Below are 21827 nucleotides of genomic sequence, written 5' to 3'. Positions count from 1 at the left end.
CGTTGTGGTCAGCGTGAGGGATGGAGTTGCCGCTCCGTCCCTCACGTGATATACAATTAATTTATAAACCTATAAAGTCAAGGCCCTCTCAGTGGGAAAAGTTGGACGACCAGCAAAAGAGACCGAGCAGATGTCGCTGAGGCTGCATGTGGACACCATAGCTGCATTGGATGATCTGCGAAAAATGGAACCGGACCTACCGTCCCGGCCTGAAATGGTTCGGCGGATCATCGATCTGCATCTGAAGACAGTTTCACAGAACGCATCCGCTGAATAACCATCTGACGACGATGCGGGTCTGAGGCCCTGAGGCCCGACTTCTGCTTCAGCAATCGTCTATGACTGATCCATCTGAGTGCCGTCGACGATGATGGATTTTGCTTCCTCGCGAGCCGCCTTCGGCAGATCTGGACGACGCAACCAAGTGCTCATCTTCTTAATCATGACGTCGAACTTTCGGAGCCTCTCAGTAAGGAAGGCCTCGCGTCTAAGGTATCTTGTAAGCACCTTCCTTAGCTGTGAGACCACCGGTTGCGGTGCAAGCTGGGTCCAACGACTGTTGTTCATCGTGATCACCCCGTCTTCAAGCCGGGCAGTCCCCTGGGCGATCTCGTCCAGAACGGATGCGACGGCTTCCAGGCTAGCCTCTGCCTCGGCTGATTTTGCCGAAGCTGCGGACGCCGCTTTTTCTACCAGCTGTTCGCGCGTCTCCACGGCCTTGGTCCGACTCTGCAGATGAGCCCGTGCTTCCTTTAACTTCCCCGCCAGCTCGGACTGTGCCGCTTTCTTCTTTGCCAACCGGATCTCGTAAGTCGCGAGCCTCTTGGTCTCGCGTTCGTTCAACTCCTCCCGATCGCGGAGCTTCTGGATGTGGTGCTCCGTCTTCTCGATGGACGCCTTGAGATCGACCGCCTTCAGCTCAAGCGCCTCAATAGCGGCCTCCCGCTCCGCAATCTCCCGCGGAAGATCCTCATGTAACTGCTTCACCGATCGATTTAGCGTGTCCGCATAGTCCGCCCCGGCGGCAATCCGATCCCACTTCCGATGACCACGCTCGATCTCCGGGCAGACGGCACTCATCACCTCAGCTGTCAGGTCCTGAAGATCGGACAGCACCGTGGACGTCGCAACCTTGCTGACGGGCACGCCATCATCCGTGTAGGCCCGCAGCTCGAAATGGGCGTGGATCGTGGTTTCGTCCAGGTGAACGACGAGTCCTTCCAGCGTCGTGCCCAGCTTCCGCGCGATGGCATCGGCAAGCTCATGGAACGCGCCGTCCTGATCAATCGCGGGCAGGAGGTCGAAGACCTTCGCGGCCTCGAAACCGAACGTGATGATCCCGGTCGTCACGATGGCGGCATTGGATTTCAACGCACGCTTCGCGTCGGCACTTTCTCGAAGGCGTTCGATTTCGTTGCGGATCTCTGGTAGCGGTCGAGGCTCGACCAGCGCGCGATTGAAGACGGTCCGCTCGCAGTCGACATAGTTGGGCTGGCGCCCAATACGGTAGTCATGTCGACGCTGCCCATAGGCTCGGGACATTGATTTCGCCTTGATCCGGACGGAGGCCGCCCAGGGGTTCGAGTCTGCCGTTTCGCTCTTTGAGTCTGTCATAGACTGAGGATCGATGATCGACTTGAAAGTCCCGCTAGCCAAGTCGGACCGGATACGCGTTCTGATGTGGATAACCCCGGCATCGTTGCTGCGTGGTGGAGCGGCGCAACGCTCCCCGGACGGGATTGTCTTCTGCCTTGGGCCTCCCGCCAAGGGTGTCTCCAACCCTGCTCAATCCCGTCCGGTTTCGATGAGGATTACGTGACCCTGCAGAACGACGCTCAAACAACGCTTGAACCTACTAGCCATAACCAAATTTCCGAGTGGAAATTTGGTTATGGCTCTCCGGCGAAGGGGCCCGCTGCGCGCCCCTTTCGAAACCCCCGACCGAAGGGGAACACCCCTTTCGAAACCCCTCGGAGGACCTCGGTCACCTTTGTTCCCGAAGCCCCCGACCAGCAGCCTGCTGAACCCTTTCGCCTCCGGCCTTGATTTTGTTTTTTGTTTATTTTTGCAGGAGCGAGAGAGGTTGCGGCAGGCGCGGCGCCCCATCGGCACCCTACATTGCGCGGCCCCACCATTCCGCAAACGCCGTCGCCCGGTTTAGGCTTCCCGACAACGTCTCCTTGGGTCGGGGCCAATACATGTGGATAACCCGGCGCATCTCCGAATCCGGCGCATAGGTCAGCTGAAACACGGCACTCTCGCCGCGGCTGGAACCGACACGACGCATGACCTCACGCGACCAAATCAGGGCGGACACCCTCACTCTCGCCAGGGTCGAGGACGGTTTGCGCAAGGTCGCCATCCTGGTGGAAGCTGATCAGACCTACATCCCGATCTTCGAGCGGCTTCTTCAAGAGAGAGATGCCCTGCTCAAACACCGTGATCTGATAGCTGCCGCAAAACTTTGGGCTGGACGTTCAGCGTAAGCGCCACAACCGGACCCATGTTCTCCACGCATACCGTCCCACCAAACACGACGGGGGGGCTCATCAAACGCGCAGCGTGTCCTGTTTGCTACAGGAAGACGTGGCGGCCTTGGTAGAAAGACATGTGTAGCAAAATGTGTAGCAAAATTCCTGAATTCGCGGGGCCACAGAACGTGAAGTCCTGGAAAATTCATATACGTCAATGGCTTGATGGAATTCGGCCTGTGCCATGGTGGCGGAGACGAAGGGATTCGAACCCTCGAGACGGTTTCCCGCCTACTCCCTTAGCAGGGGAGCGCCTTCGACCACTCGGCCACGTCTCCACCTGCGGAAATATCTGCTAAGCCTATGACATGCAACAGGTTTACTGTACCCGCAACTGCGGAGCCCTAAATCCCTGTTTTCGTTGGTTTTCGCAGGCAATTGCGCCGGTTCGTTGGCGTGTTGACACCAAACGGACGCAGCGCGTGTCACGCTGTGTCCGTTTTACGTCCTGCCAAGTCGAAGGACACACGGTGCAACTCAGCCGCCGATCTTGTCCTGCGTTTGCGTGTCGAAATCGGAGGCGGCGTGGCGTTCGTGGAGTTGCGTCGAAGGCTCCCCGGAGACGCGGTTGACCATGCGGCCGCGCTGGACGGCGGGGCGGGCGTCGATGGTCTTGGCCCAGCGCATGACGTGGGTGTAGCTGGTCACGTCGAGGAATTCCGCGGCCTCGTAGAGCCGTCCCAGCACGAGCTGCCCGTACCAGGCCCAGATCGCCATGTCGGCAATGGAATAACTGCCGGCCATCCACTCGTTTTCGGCCAGATGTCGGTCGAGAACGTCGAGCTGGCGCTTGGTCTCCATCGCGAAGCGGTTGATGGGATATTCCCACTTTTCAGGGGCATAGGCGTAGAAATGACCAAAGCCGCCGCCCAGATAAGGCGCGCTGCCCATCTGCCAGAAGAGCCAGTTCATCATCTCGGTCCGGTCCCGGCCTTCGGGGATGAAGGCGCCAAACTTCTCGCCCAGATGCAGCAGGATCGAGGCGCTTTCAAAGACGCGCAGCGGCTCTGCGCCGGAGCGGTCCATCAGCGCGGGGATTTTCGAGTTCGGATTCACCGCGACAAACCCGGAGCCAAACTGCGCGCCCTCGTTGATGCGGATCAGCCATGCGTCGTATTCGGCGTCGTGCCCTGCAGCGAGCAGCTCTTCGAGGAGCACCGTCACCTTGACCCCGTTCGGGGTCGCCAGCGAGTAGAGCTGGAACGGGTGCGCGCCCACCGGCAGCTCGGCATCGTGCGTCGCGCCCGCGATGGGGCGGTTGATGCTGGCAAAGGTGCCGCCGGAGTCGGCCTCCCAGGTCCAGACCTTGGGCGGGGTGTAGGTGTCGGTCATCGGGCGCTCCTTTTGCTTGGGTAAGACTATAGGTCACCTGTGGGCGAAAGGAACGCCCCGCCCGTCACACATGCGGCACGCCGCGCCCCTGGATCATGCCCATCCGGCGGAGCAGGCCAAAGACGGCCCACCAGGCATCCGTCTGCGCCTCTTCGAGCGCGTCGTCCTCGGCATAGCCGAGAAAGATCACCTCGTCGGCCTGCGTGGCATCGAGCAGCGCGCAAGGCATGTCGGCGCGGGTCAGGAGCAGGGTGCCGTTCAGGAACACCAGCGCGTCGACAGCGGCGATCCGATCATAGAGCGGACCGATCAGCGGGTCGAAACCCGAAACAATCACGGTCGGTCCGGGCTTTTTACCGCCAATACGGTGAACAATCGCGGGGCGCAGCGGGATGCAATCCATCGCGGCGTCGATCTGAATGCCCATCATCTTGGGTCCTCCTTCTATCTCAAAGGAGGTGTACGCCAGACCCGTTAATCAAGCATAACGAGTAATAATAAGCGTTAAGGCAAGTTTTAGTTATTGAATAGGAAGTGCAGGACGTCGCCGTCCTTGACGATGTAGCTCTTGCCTTCGGCGCGCATCTTGCCGGCCTCTTTGGCGCCCTGCTCGCCGTTCAGAGCGACGTAGTCGTCGTAGGCGATGGTCTCGGCGCGGATGAAGCCTTTTTCGAAATCGCCGTGGATCACGCCCGCGGCTTGCGGGGCGGCGGTGCCGGCGCGGATGGTCCAGGCGCGGGCCTCCTTGGGACCGGCGGTGAAGTAGGTCTCAAGTTTGAGCAGCTGGTAGCCCGCGCGGATCAGACGGTCGAGGCCGGGCTCTTCGAGGCCCATCTCGCCGAGGAACATCTCCTGTTCGTCGGCGTCGAGCTGGCTGATCTCTTCCTCGATGCGGGCGGAGATGATGACGTGGGCGTTGCCTTGCGCGGCGGCCATCTCGGCCACGGCGGCGGAGTGGGCGTTGCCCTCCCCCGCCTCTTCCTCGGAGACGTTGCAGACATAGAGGACGGGCTTGGTCGTCAGAAGTTGCAGCATTTTCCACTGCTTGGCGTCTTCGGCATCGACCTCAACGGTGCGGGCGGGCTCGCCGTTCTCGAGCGCGGCCATCGCCGCCTTCATCAGGCGTTCCTGCTGGACGGCCTCCTTGTCGCCGCCGCGCACCTTGCGGACGATGTTCTGCAGACGCTTTTCGAGGCTCTCTATGTCGGCGAGCATCAGCTCGGTTTCGATGGTTTCGGCGTCCGCGACGGGGTCTACGCGGCCTTCGACGTGAGTGACGTCGCCGTCCTCGAAGCAGCGCAGGACGTGGGCGATGGCGTCGACCTCGCGGATGTTGGCGAGGAACTGGTTGCCGAGGCCCTCGCCCTTGGACGCGCCTTTCACGAGGCCGGCGATGTCGACGAAGGTCATGCGCGTGGGGATGACCTCGCGGCTCTTGGCGATCTCGGCCAGCGTGTCGAGGCGGGCGTCGGGGACGGCCACGTCGCCCACGTTGGGTTCGATGGTGCAGAACGGGAAGTTGGCGGCCTGCGCTGCAGCCGTTTTGGTCAGTGCGTTGAAAAGCGTGGATTTTCCGACATTCGGAAGTCCAACGATGCCCATTTTGAAACCCATGACCGGTCTCCCGTTATGCCTGCGCTCGGCTCCTAAAGGGCCGGGGCGCAAGGTGCAAGGGTGGGGGTTGGTCCGGTGGTTTTTGACCCGACACGCGCTCGCTTCAATCACTGGCGCCGCCTGACGGGAAACGTCAGACCGCGCCGTCCCACCCCCCTGGGGCGGCGCGATTGCGCCACGCCGCGGGACGGCGCGTGCTCAGCGCGGCAGGTCCAGCACCCGCACTTCAGTCACGATCATGTCGAGGGGCTGGTCGGTGGGCTCCATCGGCAAGGCAGTGGCCTCTTGCGCATCCCAGGCAAATCCGATGGCGAGGACGTGGCCGCGAGAGCGGAGCCCTTCGAGCGTGCGGTCGTAGAAGCCGCCGCCATAGCCGAGGCGGTCGCCGGATGCGGTGAAAGCCACCAGCGGAACAACTACGATTTGAGGCGTCAGCCAATCGTCGACCTCAGGCACTTGCGCACCGAAGGGGCCGTCGCGGAGCGCGCCGTCCGGGGTCCAGCGGCTGAATTTGAGCGGCTTGCCTTCGGCTTCGATCACCGGGACGGCAACGGGGCCGTGCGCGGCGTGCTCGGCCATGGCCGGCAGCGGGTCGATTTCCGCGCGGATGGGCATGTAGCCCGCGAGCGGCACGGACCGGTGACCGGCCAGCACTTCGGAGAGGCGCGCGGCGGGTGACGGGTGGCCGGCATCGCGCGCGGCCTTGCGCCGGACAAAGGCGGCTTTGCGCGCGGCGGCTTTGGCCTCTGCGAGGCTCACAGCAGCACGATTACCGCAAGGCCGAGGAATGCGAAGAAGCCGACAACATCCGTCACGGTCGTCACGAAAGCGCCGGAGGCAAGCGCCGGGTCGACTTTCAGCTTTTCGAGGATGATCGGGATGCCGGTGCCGGCAAGGCCCGCGACGACAAGGTTAATGACCATGGCCGTCGCGATCACATAGCCAAGGGCCGGAGAGCCGAACCAGACCATGCCCACGATTCCCATGACGACCGCAAAGACGACGCCGTTCAGGAGGCCCACGATGCACTCTCTTCGGATAACCCGCCAGACGTTGGCCCCGGTGAGGTCCTTGGTCGCGAGCGCGCGCACGGCCACGGTCAGCGACTGTGTGCCGGCGTTGCCCCCCATCGACGCGACGATTGGCATGAGCACGGCAAGTGCAACGACCTGCGCGATGGCGGCCTCGAACTGGGCGATCACGAGGCTGGCGAGGATGGCCGTGACCAGGTTGACCGCCAGCCAGGGCAGACGCTGCTTGGTCGTTTCCATCACGTTGTCCGACAGGCTCGATTCCTCTCCCACCCCGGCGAGGCGCAGGATGTCCTCCTCGTGCTCCTCGTCGAGGACGATCATCGCGTCGTCGATGGTGATGGTACCGACGAGCCGCTCTTCCTCATCGACCACTGGCGCGGAGATCAGGTGGTACTGGTTAAAGGCATAGGCCACGTCGGCCTCGTCCTGCGTCACGCTCATCACGTGGAACGTGCCCTCGACGATGTCTTTCAGGAGGACCTCGCGGCGGGAACCCATGAGCTTGCCCAGGGTGACGTTGGCCACGGGCTTCATCCGCGGATCGACCAGCGTGATGTGGTAGAACTGCTCGGGCAGATCGTCCGAGGCGCGCAGAAAGTCGATCGCCTCCCCCACGGTCCAGTGGTCGGGCGCCATGACAACCTCGCGCTGCATCAGGCGGCCGGCAGAGGTCTCGGGGTAGCTGAGCGATTGCTCGACCACCGCCCGGTCGTCGTCATCGAGCGCATCGAGGATGGCCTCCTGCTGCGGCTCCTCGAGGTCTTCGAGCAGGTCCACGACGTCGTCGCTGTCAAGATCGCGCACCGCCTCGACCAGCACTTGCGGCGACAGGACCGCGAGCACTTCCTCGCGGATGTTCTCGTCGAGCTCGGTCAGGATCTCGCCATCGAACTCCTTGCCATAAAGCGCGATCACCTTTTCGCGTTTCGGCGCGTCGATCTGCTCGAGGAGGTCGGCGATGTCGGCTGCGTGCAGGTCCTCCATCGCGGTGACGAGGCTGTCGCGGTCGCCCGCCTCGACGCAGGCCAGGATCGTGCCGACGTCCTCGCGCGAGAGGGCGTAGTCCTGTTCGGGGGTCTCGGTCTCTGCCTCGGTCTGCAGCTTTGTCTCGGCCATCTTGCCCCCCTTACGGTGCCTCGCGTATGCCTCGATCAGCATGCGAGGGACAGATATGTCGAAGCTCCTGATCGGTCAAACGCTCGAAGCGCTGGCGGACCCATTCGAGGTGCCGCCCGAGGCGGCGTTCCGCCATCGCGCCCGCGGCGGCGTGCTGATTTCAGAAGGCCGGATCGCGGCGGTGGACGAGGCCGATGCTCTGCGCGCGCGCGCCTCCGAGGTGGTCGATCACGGCGACGCGCTGATCCTGCCGGGCTTTGTCGACGCGCATGTACACTATCCCCAGACGCGGATCATCGCGAGTTGGGGCAAGCGCCTGATCGACTGGTTGGAGAGTTATACCTTTCCCGAGGAGGCGCGGTTCGGCGATTCCGCCTATGCGCGGGCGGTGGCGGGCGATTACCTGGACCTCGCATTGGCGCACGGGACGACGACGATGTGTTCCTACGGCACGATCCATCCGGGCAGTGTCGAGGCGCTGTTCGAGGCTGCGGATGCGCGCGGGATGCGGGTGCTGGCGGGCAAGACCTGCATGGATCGCAACGCGCCCGAGGACCTGCGGGACACGGCGCTGAGCGCGTATGACGACAGCAAGGCGCTGCTCGAGCGGTGGCATGGCGTCGGTCGGCTGGGATACGTGATCACGCCGCGGTTTGCGCCGACCTCGACGCCGGAGCAGCTGGAGGCGCTTGGCGCGCTCTGGGCGGAGCACCCGGGCTGCCTGATGCAGACGCATCTGAGCGAGCAGGTGGAAGAGATCGCCTGGGTGCGGGAGCTTTACCCCGAGGCGCGAGACTACCTCGATGTCTACGAGCGGTTCGGTCTTTTGGGCGCGCGCGGCGTTTACGGTCATGCGATCCATCTGGAGCCTCGCGAGGTCGACCGGCTGGCGGAGGTGGGCGCGGGGCTGGCGCATTGTCCGACCTCGAACACGTTCATCGGCTCGGGGCTGATGCGCGTCGCGGCCCTCAAGGCGCGCGGGATCGGCATGGGGCTGGCGACGGACACCGGGGGCGGCTCGTCCTTCTCGATGCTGCGCACGATGGCGGCGGCTTACGAAGTGGGTCAGCTGGGAGGCACCGCACTGCACCCGGCGCAGCTGGTCTGGCTGGCGACAGCCGGGGCGGCGGATGTGCTGCATCTGGCCGACAAGATCGGGCGGCTGGCGCCGGGGCGGGAGGCGGATCTTTGCGTGCTCGACCTCGCCTCTACGCATGCGATCGCGCAACGGGCCGCGCGGGCGGAAGACCTGTGGCAGACGCTTTTCCCGACGCTGATGATGGGTGATGATCGGGCCATCGCGCGGGTTTATGTGGGCGGTGAGGCTGCGGAGGTGGCTTCTGGGCAAGCGCAGGTGGACGACCGTTAGGCTGATTCAGTCGAAACGTAAGTTTACGCGCCGTCCCGCGGGGTGGCGCAGTCGCGCCGCCCGTTTTGCCGGAGGCAAACCTTTGGTTTGACGGGGGCGGGTCATGCCGGAGGCATGACGCGGCCTGACAGTGCCTGTCAGGCAGGGGCTTTGGTTTGAGCGGGATTACAGAGTGCTAAGGGGCGCGTCGGTCCGAGCACCGACTTCTGTCGAGCTGGTCCTCGGCCTTTATCTCAGGTCGTCCGACAGGCGACCTACGGCCGGCAGCCCTTGGCACCAACCACCATCACCCAGACGTCTCCGGCCACGGCGAGGCCGTATTCGTTGACGCGCGGTTGGACCATGTTGGCGCGGTGCGCGCGGGAGCGGGTCCAGTCGCCCATCACCTGAGCGACGCTGGTCTGGCCCTTGGCGATGTTCTCGGCAGCAAAGCAGAAATTGCGGTAGCGCACGCGATTGAGGCGCTGCGGCAGCCGGCGGCCTTGCGGGTCGGCGTGGCTGAAATAGCCGCGCTTGGCCATGTCCTTGGCGTGCATTTCAGCGGCGCGTTGCAGCGTGCGCGACCAGGTCACCGGCCCGAGGCCCTGCGACGTGCGCAGCGCGTTAAAGGCAGCCGTGCCGCCGGTCAGGGTTTCCGCCTGGACCGGGAGCGCCAGTACAAAAAACATCGCAAGGAGTGAGAGAAGACGGGTCATGCGGGGCATCTCACCTAGCCCGCCGTTCCGTTCAAGAGCGCCATTGCCGCCGCGTGCAGCTCTGGGCTGGAAGCTGCCAGCGCGGTGCCGCCGTTGTGCGCTTTTCCGCCGGTCCATGTGGTGACGATGCCGCCGGCCGCCTCGATGACCGCGATGGGCGCCTGGATGTCATACGGCTGCAGACCCGCTTCGATCACCAGATCGACCTGCCCGGCGGCAAGAAGCGCGTAGGCGTAGCAGTCCATTCCGTAGCGTGTGAGCTTGCACCGCGCCGCGACACGGCGGAAAGCTGCCGCGTCGGTTGTGCTGCCGACCTCGGGGAACGTGGTAAAGACGACGGCGTCGGAAAGCGCGGTCGTGCCTTTGACAGAAAGTTCCCGGCTCCCCTGCGGGCCCTGCATTTCCGCGATCCCCGGTCCGCCCTCGAAACGCTCGCCAATATAGGGCTGGTCGATCAGGCCGTAGACGGGGCCATCCGCGTTCGACAGGGCGATGAGGACGCCCCAGGTGGGCGTGCCGGAGACAAATCCGCGCGTGCCGTCGATCGGGTCGAGCACCCAGGTCCAGCCGGACGTGCCGGGGCGCGTGCCGAACTCTTCGCCGAGGATGGCGTCTTGCGGACGCTCCTCAAGCAGGATGGCGCGCATCGCTTCTTCGGCGGCGCGGTCGGCGATTGTGACGGGGTCATAGCCTTGGACGAGCTTGTTTTCGTCGACAAGGCCAGAAGCGCGAAAGTGCGGAAGAATTGCGGTGCGCGCGGCGTCTGCGATCGCGTGAGCGACGGCTTGCGTCCCTTCGGGAAACTCTTTCACTGCTGAGTCCCTTGCCGCAGGCCCGAAAGCCTAGGCGACGTCGCTGAGAACGCGCGCGAGCTCAAAGAGGCGGCGACGCTGATTCTCGGGGATGGCGTAATAGGAGCGCACGAGATCAAGCGCTTCCTTGTCGCCCATCAGATCGGACGGCACGGCCTCCTTGGGGTTGGCCGGTGCCTCCTGTTCTAGCCCCTCAAAGAAGAAAGCCACATCCACATCGAGGTTCTCGGCAATTTCCCAAAGCCGCGACGCGCTCACACGGTTGGCGCCGGTCTCGTACTTTTGGATTTGTTGAAACTTGATTCCAACTTTTTCAGCCAGTTGTTGTTGCGTCATGCCGACGAGCCACCGCCTGTGCCGGATCCGCTTCCCGACATGCACATCAACTGGGTGGGTCATCTATAATTTCCTCTTTGGAGTGCGAGTGGCGCACAAAATCCGGCGGCGCCGCGACGATTCCCCAAGGGTCTAGGACCTAATCGTTATCAAATGTGCAACGCGTGCTGGACACTTCGCTATCAGAGAAAGGCAAAATTGCAAGATTTTTCAAGTCTGGCGGGAATTCTCCGCGCTTCTTCGCCCTTGCCACGAACAGTGCCGCTTGACCTTGACCATTGTCGCGCGTTCAAGGGCGCGGGTGCGGAGCGCCCCCGTGTCCGCTTGCCTGAGGAGCCCGAGATGAAAGCAATCACGATCAGCGGCGACGCGCGCGACCTGACGCTCACCGAGATGGCGGCGCCCGAACCCGGCGCGGGTGAAATACAGCTGAGCATCCGGGCGTGCGGTCTCAATTTTGCGGATCTCCTGATGATAAAGGGGACCTATCAGGACACGCCGCCCCTGCCCTTTGTGCTCGGGATGGAGGTCGCGGGCGAGATCACAGCGCTTGGCGCAGGTGTCGAAGGGCTCAAGGTGGGCGACCGTGTCGCGGTGTTCGGCGGTCAGGGCGGTCTGGCGGAGGTCGGCTGCTTTCCGGCGGACCGGGCCGTGCCGCTCCCCGAGGGGATGTCGATGGTCGACGCGGCGGCCTTTCAGATCGCCTATGGCACCAGCCACGTGGCGCTTGCCCACCGGGCCAAGCTGCAGGCGGGCGAGACGCTCTGCGTGCTCGGTGCGGCGGGTGGCGTCGGCCTGACGGCGGTGGAGCTGGGCAAGCTGATGGGAGCGACGGTGATCGCGGTTGCGCGCGGGGCGGACAAGCTGGAGGCGGCCAAGGCGGCGGGCGCCGATCACCTGCTCGATGCCACATCCTGCGATCTGCGCGCCGAACTCAAGGCGCTTGGCGGGATCGACGTGCTTTATGACCCGGTGGGCGGTGATCAGTGGAAAGACGCCTTTCGCGCGGCCAAGCCCGAGGCGCGCCTCTTGCCGATCGGCTTTGCGAGCGGAGAGGTGCCGCAAGTGCCGACGAACCACCTTTTGGTCAAGAACATCAGTGTGTTGGGTGTTTACTGGGGTGGCTACATGGCGTTTCGCCCCACAGTGATCACCGACAGTCTGAGGGAGCTTTTGGGCTGGTACGCCAAAGGGGACCTCAAGCCGCATGTGAGCCACGTGCTGCCGCTGGAGCGCACTGAAGAAGGGCTCGAGCTAATGCGCAACCGGGCGTCGACCGGGAAGGTTGTGATCGAGATCGGGTAGGTACTGCTAGGCTTTGTCAGCGAGGTCCCGGGTTAAGCCCGGGACGCGGTGGTGAAAAGCGTAGCACACCTAGTCGAGTGATAACCACCTAACTCAAAGCACCCGCCTGACAGGCACTGTCAGGCCGCGTCATGCTGACGGCATGCCTCTGGCATGACCCGCCCCCTTCAAACCAAAGGTTTGCCTCTGGCAAAACGGGCGGCGCGATTGCGCCACCCCGCGGGTCGGCGCGAGCACATCTGTTTCCAATAGTACAGGTCATGTAAGTCCGGTTTCGGTCCCGGGTCAGGCCCGGGACGCGTGCGCTTGTTGCTTGCCTAACCGACGGATTTCAAACGCGGTTGCGGTTTGTGTGCGGCGTAGCCCTGGCGGATCATCTCGGCCAGAGCGGAGACCACGTGGCCGCCGGTTTCGCCGACGTACATGTTGATCTTTTGCTCGGGCAGGGTCGGCAGGCCGCACCCCAGAGGCAGCGCCTCGAGCTGCGGCGGCTCGGTCCCGGCCAGCATCGCGCCGACGGCGAGATCGGCGCTGATCGTCGCCTCCACCGTGCGGTCGCTGCCGGTGTCGACGGCGTTCTCCCACGCGATCCCCTCGGCCTGTAGGACGCGCTGCGCGAGCGGGCGGAACTTGCAGTGCTGCGAAAACGCGATGCGCAGTGGGCGCGTCTTGTGCGCGGTCCCGCCGGGCGCGCCGTTCCAGAGGAGCGGCAGGCTCGCCAGGCACTCGCCACCGGCGGTTGTCGTGTCTTCGGTCGTCAGGATCAGGTCCACGTCACCCCTGCCGAAATCCTCGATCAGGCGGGTGGTAAAGAGCGACAGGAGCTGCACGCGCACCTTGGGAAATTCCACCGCAAAGCGTTGCAAAACCTGCGGAATCACCGGGTAGATGATGTCGTGCGGCACGCCGAGACTGATCTCGCCTTCGAAGGCGTGCTCGGTCAGCTTGGCAAAGATCTCGTCGTTCATCTCGACCATGCGGCGGGCATAGGCGAGGAGTTGCTCCCCGGCAGAGGTCAGCGCAACGCGCCGCCCGGCCCGGTCAAAGAGCTGTTCCCCCAACAATTCTTCGAGCCGCTTGAGCTGCATCGACACCGCCGATTGCGTCAGGTTGAGAAAGCCCGCGGCGCGCGTGACGCCGCCCACATCGGCAACCGCGACGAAGGACCGGAGCGTGGTGATATCGAGATTGCGCATACATCACACCTTCTGATGGTAGCGTTCAAGAACATTCGTTTCACTAATGTACATACATCCGCCATATCGATCAACATCAATGATGTTCACGCAAGGTTGCATGACCAGATCAAAAGGATAGACCAATGGCTCGCGTGCTCTCCCACTCCCGCGTTACCCCGACCCGCCGCACCTCCGGGACGCTGCTGCAGCGCCTCTTTGCCTTCGACGCGCTCTTCCGGCAGCGCCGCGCGCTCGCGACGCTCGACCGGGCCGCGCTGGAGGACCTGGGGCTGACGCATGCGGATGTGGCGCGCGAGGCCAAGCGTCCGGTCTGGGATGCGCCGCACCACTGGCGTTGATCTGACGAGGCGATCCCTCGGTCTCTATTGATCTCTGCGCTTAGTCGCGGGCGGTTTGTGCGCACACAACATGTGCGCCGGCCGCCCTTTGCCCTGCAAAATGCGCTCTGCAAGCAGGTGATGGTCAAAGCGTCGCATTTTCAGCAAAGCACCGCTGAGGCCGCTTGAAAAACAGGGGGTCTGTGCCAATATCCTCGCATGACGCAGGCCATGCGGGCCTGCACGTATCACGCTATCTGATGGAGGCACTTTGATGGCTGAATACTCGACGATACGGACGACCGCGGCCGGCGCCCGCGCCGCCGAGATCGACGCCGGGCTCAAAGCCCACATGAACAAGGTCTACGGCACGATGTCCGTCGGCATGCTCATCACCGCAGCTGCGGCCTGGGCCATCGCCGGCCTCGCCGTGACGTCGGACCCGACCGGCGCGACCGTTGCGCTGCGTGAAGGGCAGTATCTGACGGGCCTTGGCGAGTTGATCTACACCACGCCGCTGCGCTGGGTGATCATGTTCGCGCCGCTTGCGTTCCTCCTTTTCGGCTGGGGCGCCCTGATGCGCCGCGGGTCGGCAGCCACCGTGCAGCTGGGCTTCTTTGCCTTTGCAGCGGTGATGGGTCTGTCGATGAGCTCTATCTTCCTCGTGTTTACGTCGTTCTCGATCGTGCAGACGTTCCTTGTGACGGCCATCGCGTTCGCGGGTCTGAGCCTCTACGGGTACACGACCAAGCGCGACCTGTCTGGCATGGGCACGTTCCTCGTGATGGGCGTGATCGGTTTGCTGGTGGCGATGGTCATCAACATCTTCCTGCAGTCGCCTGCGATGATGTTCGCCATCTCGGCCATCGGTATCCTGATCTTTGCCGGTCTGACCGCGTTTTACACGCAGGAGATCAAGTCGACCTACGTGGCGCATGCAGCACACGGAGACACCGAGTGGCTCGACAAAGCCGCCTATGACGGTGCGCTGTCGCTCTACATCTCGTTCCTGAACATGTTCCAGTTCCTGCTGATGTTCATGGGACAACAAGAGTAAGTCGCACGCCTTTCACACATCGAGCCGGTCCTTTGAGGGGCCGGCTTTTTTTGTTTCGGTGTGTGCCAGTGTGGGCCTTAGGCATTTGGGGGCCAGCCCCCAAACCCCCGAGGTATTTTCGAACCAGAGAAGAGACCTTGCCTGCGCGCCGTCTCAAAGCTTTCGTGTGAGATGCACGGCGGGGAAGCTGATGCCTTGGTCCAGTGGGACGTCGATGGGGCCGACTTGGGCGAAGCCCATCGCCTCGTAGAAGGGGACGGCGGTGAAGGTAGACCAGCATGTCATGCGGGTCATGCCTTTGGATTTGGCTGAGGCGAAGATGTGGGTCAGGAGGGCTTTGGCGTGGCCCTGACGCAAGACGCGGTCGTCGGTGACGACGTGGCGGACGTGGGCCATGAGCGGGTCGCTCCGGTCGCGGGTCCAGCCTCCGGCGGTGACGATGCCGAGGGGTGCCTGTTCTCCGACGAAGTACGTGCCGGAGGTCAGGAGCGGCATCTGCGCGCGGCTGATGCGGGGCAGGACGAGAACGCGCACCGAGGGGGCGTAGTCGTCCTTGAGCAGCTTGGGGTAGACGCGGGACAGGAGGGCGTCGACGGCGTCGAAGTCCTCGGCAGTGGCAGTGCGGAGTGTAAGGGCTGGGTGCGACATTATCAGTGCCGGTTCGGATTGGGGTTGCCTGCGGGCGGATGGCAACTTGAGAGTAATGCGTGCGCTGCATCGCACGCCGCCAAAACGCAAAAGGCCGCGCAGGGGGCGCGGCCTTGGTTCAAGATCAGTGCGGGTGCGCTTACTTGATCTTGCCTTCCTTGTACTCGACGTGCTTGCGCGCGACGGGGTCATACTTCCGGCACGCGAACTTTTCAGTCATCGTACGCGCGTTTTTCTTGGTCACGTAGAAGTGGCCGGTGCCGGCGGTCGAGTTGAGCCGGATTTTGATGGTGGTCGGTTTTGCCATGGTCGGGTCCTCGCGTCTGATCGCGGCCCCGTAGGGTGGGCGCGGGTCAAGTGTTCTGAGCCTCGCCTTCTACAAGCAGCTAGGCCCAAGTCAACCCGAATCCGCGCCCACCTCTTTGGCGTGGAGAAAGCGCGGAGAGCCTATAAGCCGGATCCTGTTCAGGGCGCGCGCGCCCGTCGGTGACCATTCCTCTGCCCCGCCTGTTGCCAGGCGGGATCAAGCTGCCAACCCGGACCTGCTGGGGCCAAGGCAGCCCCCTGCCCGAAGGCAGACGCGGTCCCTATTCGGCATTGCTCCCGGTGGGGCTTGCCATGCGGCCAACGTTGCCGCCAGCCCGGTGGGCCACTACCCCACCGTTTCACCATTGCCACGACTTGCGTGGCTGTCTCATCTCTGTGGCGCTGTCCGTCGGGTTGCCCCGCCCGGGAGTTACCCGGCACCGTTGCCTTGTGGAGTCCGGACTTTCCTCCAAGCGGATCCCGCAAGGGATCTGCGTTGGCGGCCACCCGGCCCTCCGCGCGCTGCGGGCCTACGAGGTCAGCGGCGCAGCGTCAACGGGATAGCGCGCGGCGAGCGCCTCGATCAGGGCCATGTCGCGCGGCGTGAGTGTGCCGGTCGCTTGGGCGTTGTGGCGGAGGCGGAAGGCGGCAAGGCGTGTGGCGGTGTCCGTCTCGGCGGTGTAGCCGGCAGTTTGCAGGAGTGCGTCGGCGCGGGCCTCGTCGGGCTCTGCCGTTCCCGCCTCGAGCTGAATAGCAAGCCCTTGCCGCGCGAGGCGGCGCCAGTCGAAGCGTGGACCGGGGTCGATCTTGCGCCCCGGCGCGAGGCAGGAATGCGCGATCACCCTTTCGGGGCGGATCGCCCAGCGCTGGAGGATGCCGGCGAGCAGAACTTCGACGGCGTCCATCTGCGGCGCGGCAAAGGGCGTTCCGCCGGTGTTCGCGATTTCGATCCCGATGGAGCGGGAGTTGACATCCGTGACCGCTCCCCAGCCTCCCTTGCCTGCGTGCCAGGCGCGCTGCGCCTCGTCTACGAGCTGCCACGTGGTCCCGTCCGGGCCGATGACGTAGTGGGCGGAGACCTCCGCCTCGGGGTTGCAAAGCCAATCGCGCGCGGCCTCGGCTGACGCCATGGCGGTGTAATGCAGCACAACGATGTCCGGAAACGCCCCGTCCCTCCGCTCCCCAAAATTGGGTGACGGATGCCAAATCAACTCCGGCAACGCAAAGTTCAGTTCTGTGCCGGTTCGATCACACTGGTCTCGACATCGGCGGGCGGTGTCACGCCAAGGGCCGGAACGGCGGGATCAGGCGCGGCGGCGGCGCGGATGGCGCGATAGGGCGCCGGATCCCAGCTGCAGGCATAGCCATCACCATCAGGGTCGAGGCTTTGACGGTCCCGCTGCGGGCCACCTGCGGCGAGGAAGGCGATCTGCGCTTCGTCACCCGAGGCAAAGCCTGCGCAATTGCGCTGCGAGCGTGCTTCGAGGCGGAAGCCCACGCGGCGGTAGATCGACTGGCCCTTGGGGTGGCTCGTGCTGAGCGCGTATTCCACGACGTTTGGCCCGGAGGCGCCGGTGCGGCTCGGCAGTTCGGTCGGGGCGATCACCTGGTATTGTGCTGCGTTGGCCTCCACCCGGGCGGCGTCAGCCTCGATTGAGCGCTGGTTCGAGACAACATCAAAATCCTGCTCGTTCGAGATGCCGGCGTTGCCACCCGGCGCGGGCACGCTGCCCGGCACGGGGTTTGCGGGATTTGCCTCGATCGGCGCGACGCCAGAGTTGGCGGCACGCGCGGCAGCAGCAGCCTCGGCGTCTGTGGTCGGCGTGGCAAAGCTCCCCGCTCCGGCAAGCTGCGCATCCCGCGCCTCGCGCTGCGCTGCGATCCGTGCATCCGCGCCTGCAGCGCTGTCGGGGATCGCCGGATCGCACGCGGCCAGAGCCAACATTGCCGCTCCGCACAAAAGAACTTGTTTCACGCCGCGCACTCCTGCTGCCTCACCTTGGGTACCGGTTTACCACCACTGCGCAGGTTTGCCTACAAACCCGGCAGCCCGCTCCAGCGCGTAGGCGGTGTTCAGCAGATCGCCTTCTTCCCAAGGGCGTCCAATCAGTTGCAGCCCAAGAGGGAGGCCCTGCTTGTCGAGGCCTGCAGGAACAGAAATCCCGGGCAGGCCGGCGAGGTTCACGGTCACGGTAAAGACGTCGTTGAGGTACATCTGGACCGGGTCGTCGAACTCCTTGCCCAGCTCGAAGGCGGCCGACGGCGTGGCTGGCGTCAGGATCGCGTCGATCCCTTGCGCGAAGACGTCCTCAAAGTCCTTCTTGATCAGCGTCCGCACCTTGCGCGCGCGGTTGTAATAGGCGTCGTAGAAGCCCGCCGACAAAACGTAGGTGCCGATCATCACACGGCGCTGGACCTCTGACCCGAACCCTTCGGCGCGGGTCTTTTCGTACATCTCGGTGATGCCATCGCCTTGGGACAGCGCAGCCCGCCGCCCGTAGCGCACCCCGTCATACCGCGCGAGGTTCGAGGACGCCTCCGCCGGCGCGATCACGTAATAGGCCGGCAGCGCGTATTTGGTATGCGGCAGCGAAATGTCGACGATTCGAGCGCCCGCGTCCTTGAGCATCGCGGTCCCATCCGCCCAGAGCGTCTCGATCTCGGCAGGCATCCCCTCCATCCGGTATTCCTTGGGAATGCCGATGGTCTTGCCTTTGATGTCACCGGTCAGCGCCGCCTCGAAATCCGGCACCGTAAGGTCAGCCGAGGTGCTGTCCTTCGGATCATGCCCGCACATCGCCTGCAGCATGATCGCCGCGTCGCGCACGTCCTTCGTCATCGGACCCGCCTGATCGAGGGAGGAGGCAAAGGCCACGATTCCCCACCGCGAGCAGCGCCCGTAGGTCGGCTTGATCCCCGTGATCCCGGTAAAGGCGGCAGGCTGGCGGATCGACCCGCCGGTGTCGGTGCCCGTCGCCGCCAGACAGAGGTCCGCCGCAACGGCGCTCGCCGAGCCACCCGACGAGCCACCGGGCGTCAGCGCCGCCTCGGAATTGCCCGCCCGCCAGGGGTTGACCGCGTTGCCATAGACCGACGTCTCGTTCGACGAGCCCATCGCGAACTCGTCCATATTGAGCTTGCCCAGCATGACCGCGCCCGCATCGGCAAGGTTCTGGGAGACGGTCGATTCGTACTCCGGCGTGAACCCTTCAAGGATGCGCGAGGCCGCCTGGCTCGGCACGCCCATGGTGCAAAAAAGGTCTTTGATCCCCACGGGTATACCGCACAGCGCCGGCGCATCCCCAGCCTTGATCCGCGCATCCGCAGCCGCAGCCCGCTCCCGCGCGATCTCGGGTGTCTTGTGCACAAACGCGCCCAGCGCATCTGCGCCGTCGATGGCTGTCAAGCACGCCTCGGTCAGCTCGGCACTGGTCACCTCACCCGCCCGCAGGGCGTCACGCGCGGCGGCAATCGTCAACCTGGTCAACTCGCTCATCACTCAACCACCTTCGGCACGGCAAAGAACCCCTCGCGCGCGTCCGGCGCATTCGACAGGACCTTGGCCTGCTGGTCGCCGTCCGTCACACCATCCGTGCGCCGTTTCAGCCGCATCGGCGTGACCGACACCATCGGCTCCACGCCCTCCACATCGACCTCACCGAGCTGCTCGATGAACCCGAGGATGGCGCTGAACTCGCCGGCGAGCGCCGGAAGCTGATCGTCCTCGACCTTGATCCGGGCAAGCTTGGCCACCCGCGCCGCAGTGCTTTGATCTATGGACATGCGCCGACCTCGCCTTTGTCTCTTGTTCAATCGCGCGTTTAGCCCGCAGCGCCGCGCCTCGCAAGCATGTGCCGGCGATAGACCTCGATCATCCACGGCAGCATGATCGCATTGAGCGTGTGCCAGAAAATATGCGTGCCAATCGGCCAGACGTCACACAGCATCAGATCGACCGAGCGCAGGCAGATCGACACCGACAAGAGCGCCGCACCCATCAGCATCCCCCGCGCCGTCTCTCGCCGGAACCGCGCCACAAACGGCGCAAAGGCCACCAGCGCCAAAGGCACCGTCCAGTAAAAGCTCGAGTTGCTCAGAAACGGCACCGCGCCCAGCGCAAACACAACCACCCCGGCATACGGCAGAAACGCCGCCGTCATCAGCCCAGCCTGCCAGGCCGGCCGCTCCAGCACATCGCGGCAGACCGCAAACAAATACAGCAGGATAAAGAGCGCAATCGGCGTCACATCCGAGAGCGACGCCCACCCCGTCGCATGCGTGTGAAAAAGGAACGAACCCACCGCGATAAAGCCCAGGAGCACGCCCAGACCCGTCGCAATCGGCAGCCCGTCGCGCCGGCAGCGCCACAACATCCAGAGCGCCCCGATCAGGTAAAACCCGTTCGTCAGCGCGTTGAGCGGCTCGGACCAGAACGTGAAATCCGTCCGTTCGCAATAAATGTCGATCTGCTCAAACAGCGCAAAGCTCCAGCTTCATCTTCCCAAATAAACTCCCCCCGGAGGGCCGGTCCCCACCGGAGGGCCGGCCTGCCATCTCAGAACCCATATCCGCCGACATAGACTCCATGCGCGACGCCGGGCACCTCGACATCGATGGCAAAGAGCGATCCCGCCGTAGGGTGGGCTGCCAGCCCACCCGCATCCATCCCCTGCCGCGCCGTGGTGATGAAAAGGCGCCTCCGCTCCACGCCGCCCAGGGCCACACATGTGACATGCGGCACCGGCACCTCGACCGTCCCGATCACGCGGCCCGACCCGTCGCGCAGCTCCACGCAGGACCCGCCCCAGATCGCCGTCCACAGATGCCCTTCGGCATTCACCGTGGACCCGTCCGGCCCGCCGCGCGTAACCGTGGCAAAGCGCTCCGCCGCGCCGGTGACCCCGGCCGCCTGATCGTAGGCAAACTGCCAAATCTCCCCCGTCGGCGTGTCGGCGAAATACATCGTGCCGCCATCGGGCGAAAAGGTCATGCTGTTGGCAATCTCGGCGCGTCTCGCGATTTCCACCACGTCGCTTCCGACCCGCCAGGTCGGACAGATCGCGCCGCCCCCGCCCTTCTCGACCCCGCCCACCACGAACCGACCCTGCCGGTCGAGCGTGCCGTCGTTCATGCGGCTGCTGCCGGTCTCCGGCATGTAGCGCCGCAGCATTTCGCGCGCGCCCGTCTCCGGGTCGAACCGGCAGAGTCCGTCCTTGAACGCGCCCAGCGCCGCGCCCTCCGCGTCAAAGGCAAAGGCACAAAGCCCCGTCTTCAACGGCACCCGGCGCACCGCGCGCCCGTCCGCGTCACAGGACCAGAGCGCATCGCCTTCGATGTCCGTCCAGTAGACCCGCGCGTCCGCATCACGCCACTGCACGCCCTCGCCGAGAAAGCACCGGCAATCCATCAACATCTCAGCCTTCACGCCGAACTCCCTCTTCCAAAAACAGCCGCGCCGCGGGACCCGCGCGGCTACGGCGCTCCGATCAGACGCTCCACAAGCGCCGGCAAGTCTTCAAACTGATCGAGCAGGGCGTCAGGGTCCAGCGCCTTCACCGGCGCCGGCCCATCGGGCGCGAAGGTGACCAGCACCGACGGCACGCCCGCGGCACGCGCTGTCTTGTGGTCCGTCACTGTGTCGCCGATCATCACCGCCCTCGCCGGATCGCCGCCACAGCCCTCGACGCAGGCCAAAAATGGCGCCGGGTCCGGCTTGCGCACCGGCAACGTGTCTGCCCCGATGAGGCATCCAAACGCATCGAGCACCCCGAGCTGGGCAAACAGCTTGACCGCCAGCGCCTCCGGCTTGTTCGTGCAGATGCCGACGCGATGCCCGTTTGCCTTGAGCGCCTCCACGGCCTCCATCGCACCGGGATACATATGCGTATGCACCGCAATCGCCTGATCGTAGGCGCTGAGAAGGGCGGGATACTGCCGATCCACTTCCTCCTCATCGCAGTCGCGCTCCACGCGGGAGAGGCCCAGCCGCAGCATCGCCTTCCCGCCGCGCAGCGCCGTCCCGGCATCCGAAGACGACAAGAGGTCCCCGTATCCCATTGACCGGAAACAGGCATTCGCCGCCGCCAGCAAGTCTCCGGACGTGTCCGCCAACGTTCCGTCGAGGTCGAAAACTACCGTGCCCATGTGCCCTGCCCT

Annotated in this window: 24 protein-coding genes, 1 tRNA gene and 1 other RNA gene; 5 read left to right on the top strand and 21 right to left on the bottom strand. The window is 64.4% G+C overall.

Annotation, left to right across the window (positions count from 1 at the left end):
* Positions 1 to 336: 336 nt before the first annotated feature.
* Positions 337 to 1542, bottom strand: a complete 1206-nt coding sequence (locus ACU0B3_RS16480; protein ID WP_446261968.1) for a plasmid recombination protein — start codon at positions 1540 to 1542, stop codon at positions 337 to 339.
* Between the two features lie 743 nt (positions 1543 to 2285).
* Between ACU0B3_RS16480 and ACU0B3_RS16475 the strand changes: the two genes are divergently transcribed.
* A complete protein-coding gene (locus ACU0B3_RS16475) occupies positions 2286 to 2486 on the top strand; it encodes a hypothetical protein (protein ID WP_446261967.1) in 201 nt (66 codons plus the stop codon).
* Positions 2487 to 2719: 233 nt separating this feature from the next.
* On the opposite strand, the gene ACU0B3_RS16470 is transcribed toward ACU0B3_RS16475, so the two are convergent.
* The 6 genes from ACU0B3_RS16470 to mgtE form a co-directional block, all read right to left on the bottom strand.
* Positions 2720 to 2809 (bottom strand) — tRNA-Ser (locus ACU0B3_RS16470).
* 199 nt (positions 2810 to 3008) lie between these two features.
* Entirely contained in the window at positions 3009 to 3863 is an 855-nt protein-coding gene (yghU, locus tag ACU0B3_RS16465) for a glutathione-dependent disulfide-bond oxidoreductase (protein WP_446261966.1), read from the bottom strand.
* Between the two features lie 64 nt (positions 3864 to 3927).
* On the bottom strand, positions 3928 to 4293 hold the full coding sequence (locus ACU0B3_RS16460) for a hypothetical protein (protein ID WP_446261965.1): 366 nt from the start codon (positions 4291 to 4293) through the stop codon (positions 3928 to 3930).
* 86 nt (positions 4294 to 4379) lie between these two features.
* On the bottom strand, positions 4380 to 5477 hold the full coding sequence (gene ychF, locus ACU0B3_RS16455) for a redox-regulated ATPase YchF (RefSeq protein WP_446261964.1): 1098 nt from the start codon (positions 5475 to 5477) through the stop codon (positions 4380 to 4382).
* Between the two features lie 198 nt (positions 5478 to 5675).
* The gene (locus ACU0B3_RS16450) at positions 5676 to 6236 is read right to left on the bottom strand and encodes a 5-formyltetrahydrofolate cyclo-ligase (protein WP_446261963.1); all 561 of its coding nucleotides are present in this window, start codon (positions 6234 to 6236) and stop codon (positions 5676 to 5678) included.
* Complete coding sequence (mgtE, locus tag ACU0B3_RS16445) at positions 6233 to 7627, bottom strand: magnesium transporter (protein ID WP_446261962.1); 1395 nt, start codon at positions 7625 to 7627, stop codon at positions 6233 to 6235. The genes ACU0B3_RS16450 and mgtE overlap by 4 nt, the downstream gene beginning before the upstream one ends.
* A gap of 55 nt (positions 7628 to 7682) precedes the next feature.
* On the opposite strand from mgtE, the gene guaD reads away from it, so the two are divergent.
* The gene (gene guaD / locus ACU0B3_RS16440) at positions 7683 to 8996 is read left to right on the top strand and encodes a guanine deaminase (RefSeq protein WP_446261961.1); all 1314 of its coding nucleotides are present in this window, start codon (positions 7683 to 7685) and stop codon (positions 8994 to 8996) included.
* Between the two features lie 254 nt (positions 8997 to 9250).
* On the opposite strand, the gene ACU0B3_RS16435 is transcribed toward guaD, so the two are convergent.
* Genes ACU0B3_RS16435 through ACU0B3_RS16425 form a run of 3 tightly spaced genes read right to left on the bottom strand, consistent with a single transcriptional unit; the run spans position 9251 to position 10902 of the window.
* On the bottom strand, positions 9251 to 9691 hold the full coding sequence (locus tag ACU0B3_RS16435) for a CAP domain-containing protein (RefSeq protein WP_446261960.1): 441 nt from the start codon (positions 9689 to 9691) through the stop codon (positions 9251 to 9253).
* A 14-nt stretch (positions 9692 to 9705) separates the two neighbouring features.
* Positions 9706 to 10503, bottom strand: a complete 798-nt coding sequence (gene hisN, locus ACU0B3_RS16430; RefSeq protein WP_446261959.1) for a histidinol-phosphatase — start codon at positions 10501 to 10503, stop codon at positions 9706 to 9708.
* A gap of 30 nt (positions 10504 to 10533) precedes the next feature.
* Positions 10534 to 10902, bottom strand: a complete 369-nt coding sequence (locus tag ACU0B3_RS16425) for a helix-turn-helix domain-containing protein (protein ID WP_446261958.1) — start codon at positions 10900 to 10902, stop codon at positions 10534 to 10536.
* 279 nt (positions 10903 to 11181) lie between these two features.
* On the opposite strand from ACU0B3_RS16425, the gene ACU0B3_RS16420 reads away from it, so the two are divergent.
* Entirely contained in the window at positions 11182 to 12144 is a 963-nt protein-coding gene (locus ACU0B3_RS16420; RefSeq protein ID WP_446261957.1) for an NADPH:quinone oxidoreductase family protein, read from the top strand.
* Between the two features lie 317 nt (positions 12145 to 12461).
* Here the strand turns inward: ACU0B3_RS16420 and ACU0B3_RS16415 are convergent, their stop codons facing one another.
* The gene (locus tag ACU0B3_RS16415) at positions 12462 to 13340 is read right to left on the bottom strand and encodes a LysR family transcriptional regulator (RefSeq protein WP_446261956.1); all 879 of its coding nucleotides are present in this window, start codon (positions 13338 to 13340) and stop codon (positions 12462 to 12464) included.
* A gap of 125 nt (positions 13341 to 13465) precedes the next feature.
* Between ACU0B3_RS16415 and ACU0B3_RS16410 the strand changes: the two genes are divergently transcribed.
* Positions 13466 to 13681 (top strand): DUF1127 domain-containing protein, encoded by a 216-nt coding sequence (locus tag ACU0B3_RS16410; protein ID WP_446261955.1) that lies wholly within the window; start codon positions 13466 to 13468, stop codon positions 13679 to 13681.
* Positions 13682 to 13934: 253 nt separating this feature from the next.
* Entirely contained in the window at positions 13935 to 14717 is a 783-nt protein-coding gene (locus ACU0B3_RS16405) for a Bax inhibitor-1/YccA family protein (protein ID WP_446261954.1), read from the top strand.
* 153 nt (positions 14718 to 14870) lie between these two features.
* Here ACU0B3_RS16405 and ACU0B3_RS16400 read toward each other — a convergent pair whose 3' ends face one another.
* The 10 genes from ACU0B3_RS16400 to ACU0B3_RS16355 form a co-directional block, all read right to left on the bottom strand.
* Entirely contained in the window at positions 14871 to 15365 is a 495-nt protein-coding gene (locus ACU0B3_RS16400) for a GNAT family N-acetyltransferase (RefSeq protein WP_446261953.1), read from the bottom strand.
* A gap of 139 nt (positions 15366 to 15504) precedes the next feature.
* A complete protein-coding gene (gene rpmG / locus ACU0B3_RS16395; protein ID WP_446261952.1) occupies positions 15505 to 15672 on the bottom strand; it encodes a 50S ribosomal protein L33 in 168 nt (55 codons plus the stop codon).
* A 127-nt stretch (positions 15673 to 15799) separates the two neighbouring features.
* An RNA gene (rnpB, locus tag ACU0B3_RS16390) (RNase P RNA component class A) lies at positions 15800 to 16190 on the bottom strand.
* A gap of 11 nt (positions 16191 to 16201) precedes the next feature.
* Positions 16202 to 16819, bottom strand: coding sequence for an N-acetylmuramoyl-L-alanine amidase (locus ACU0B3_RS16385; RefSeq protein ID WP_446261951.1), 618 nt, complete (start codon positions 16817 to 16819; stop codon positions 16202 to 16204).
* An 80-nt stretch (positions 16820 to 16899) separates the two neighbouring features.
* A complete protein-coding gene (locus tag ACU0B3_RS16380; RefSeq protein WP_446261950.1) occupies positions 16900 to 17616 on the bottom strand; it encodes a hypothetical protein in 717 nt (238 codons plus the stop codon).
* 66 nt (positions 17617 to 17682) lie between these two features.
* Positions 17683 to 19167: an Asp-tRNA(Asn)/Glu-tRNA(Gln) amidotransferase subunit GatA gene (gene gatA, locus ACU0B3_RS16375; RefSeq protein WP_446261949.1), complete on the bottom strand. Its 1485-nt coding sequence runs from the start codon at positions 19165 to 19167 to the stop codon at positions 17683 to 17685.
* Complete coding sequence (gene gatC / locus ACU0B3_RS16370) at positions 19167 to 19454, bottom strand: Asp-tRNA(Asn)/Glu-tRNA(Gln) amidotransferase subunit GatC (protein WP_446261948.1); 288 nt, start codon at positions 19452 to 19454, stop codon at positions 19167 to 19169. Before gatC ends, gatA begins: the two co-directional genes overlap by 1 nt.
* Positions 19455 to 19492: 38 nt before the next feature.
* Positions 19493 to 20131, bottom strand: coding sequence for a ceramidase domain-containing protein (locus ACU0B3_RS16365; protein ID WP_446262267.1), 639 nt, complete (start codon positions 20129 to 20131; stop codon positions 19493 to 19495).
* A 95-nt stretch (positions 20132 to 20226) separates the two neighbouring features.
* Positions 20227 to 21096 carry an SMP-30/gluconolactonase/LRE family protein gene (locus ACU0B3_RS16360; RefSeq protein WP_446261947.1) on the bottom strand — a complete coding sequence of 290 codons (870 nt, stop codon included), beginning with the start codon at positions 21094 to 21096 and terminating at the stop codon, positions 20227 to 20229.
* A 47-nt stretch (positions 21097 to 21143) separates the two neighbouring features.
* Entirely contained in the window at positions 21144 to 21815 is a 672-nt protein-coding gene (locus ACU0B3_RS16355; protein WP_446261946.1) for an HAD-IA family hydrolase, read from the bottom strand.
* Between the last annotated feature and the right edge of the window lie 12 nt (positions 21816 to 21827).

It is taken from the genome of Pseudaestuariivita sp. (genome assembly GCF_052825805.1).
This window is presented reverse-complemented; position numbering and strand designations above follow the sequence as displayed.

What these genes read in the sequence shown, in the direction of transcription:
- yghU (WP_446261966.1), bottom strand. Translation starts at nt 3,863, where the DNA reads ATGACCGACACCTACACCCCGCCCAAGGTCTGGACCTGGGAGGCCGAC.
- gatA (WP_446261949.1), bottom strand. Translation starts at nt 19,167, where the DNA reads ATGAGCGAGTTGACCAGGTTGACGATTGCCGCCGCGCGTGACGCCCTG.
- gatC (WP_446261948.1), bottom strand. Translation starts at nt 19,454, where the DNA reads ATGTCCATAGATCAAAGCACTGCGGCGCGGGTGGCCAAGCTTGCCCGG.
- ACU0B3_RS16405 (WP_446261954.1), top strand. Translation starts at nt 13,935, where the DNA reads ATGGCTGAATACTCGACGATACGGACGACCGCGGCCGGCGCCCGCGCC.
- ACU0B3_RS16410 (WP_446261955.1), top strand. Translation starts at nt 13,466, where the DNA reads ATGGCTCGCGTGCTCTCCCACTCCCGCGTTACCCCGACCCGCCGCACC.
- ACU0B3_RS16435 (WP_446261960.1), bottom strand. Translation starts at nt 9,691, where the DNA reads ATGACCCGTCTTCTCTCACTCCTTGCGATGTTTTTTGTACTGGCGCTC.
- ACU0B3_RS16380 (WP_446261950.1), bottom strand. Translation starts at nt 17,616, where the DNA reads ATGTTGGCTCTGGCCGCGTGCGATCCGGCGATCCCCGACAGCGCTGCA.
- ACU0B3_RS16425 (WP_446261958.1), bottom strand. Translation starts at nt 10,902, where the DNA reads ATGACCCACCCAGTTGATGTGCATGTCGGGAAGCGGATCCGGCACAGG.
- ACU0B3_RS16460 (WP_446261965.1), bottom strand. Translation starts at nt 4,293, where the DNA reads ATGATGGGCATTCAGATCGACGCCGCGATGGATTGCATCCCGCTGCGC.
- ychF (WP_446261964.1), bottom strand. Translation starts at nt 5,477, where the DNA reads ATGGGTTTCAAAATGGGCATCGTTGGACTTCCGAATGTCGGAAAATCC.
- ACU0B3_RS16400 (WP_446261953.1), bottom strand. Translation starts at nt 15,365, where the DNA reads ATGTCGCACCCAGCCCTTACACTCCGCACTGCCACTGCCGAGGACTTC.
- guaD (WP_446261961.1), top strand. Translation starts at nt 7,683, where the DNA reads ATGTCGAAGCTCCTGATCGGTCAAACGCTCGAAGCGCTGGCGGACCCA.
- ACU0B3_RS16355 (WP_446261946.1), bottom strand. Translation starts at nt 21,815, where the DNA reads ATGGGCACGGTAGTTTTCGACCTCGACGGAACGTTGGCGGACACGTCC.
- ACU0B3_RS16415 (WP_446261956.1), bottom strand. Translation starts at nt 13,340, where the DNA reads ATGCGCAATCTCGATATCACCACGCTCCGGTCCTTCGTCGCGGTTGCC.
- ACU0B3_RS16480 (WP_446261968.1), bottom strand. Translation starts at nt 1,542, where the DNA reads ATGTCCCGAGCCTATGGGCAGCGTCGACATGACTACCGTATTGGGCGC.
- ACU0B3_RS16475 (WP_446261967.1), top strand. Translation starts at nt 2,286, where the DNA reads ATGACCTCACGCGACCAAATCAGGGCGGACACCCTCACTCTCGCCAGG.
- rpmG (WP_446261952.1), bottom strand. Translation starts at nt 15,672, where the DNA reads ATGGCAAAACCGACCACCATCAAAATCCGGCTCAACTCGACCGCCGGC.
- mgtE (WP_446261962.1), bottom strand. Translation starts at nt 7,627, where the DNA reads ATGGCCGAGACAAAGCTGCAGACCGAGGCAGAGACCGAGACCCCCGAA.
- ACU0B3_RS16420 (WP_446261957.1), top strand. Translation starts at nt 11,182, where the DNA reads ATGAAAGCAATCACGATCAGCGGCGACGCGCGCGACCTGACGCTCACC.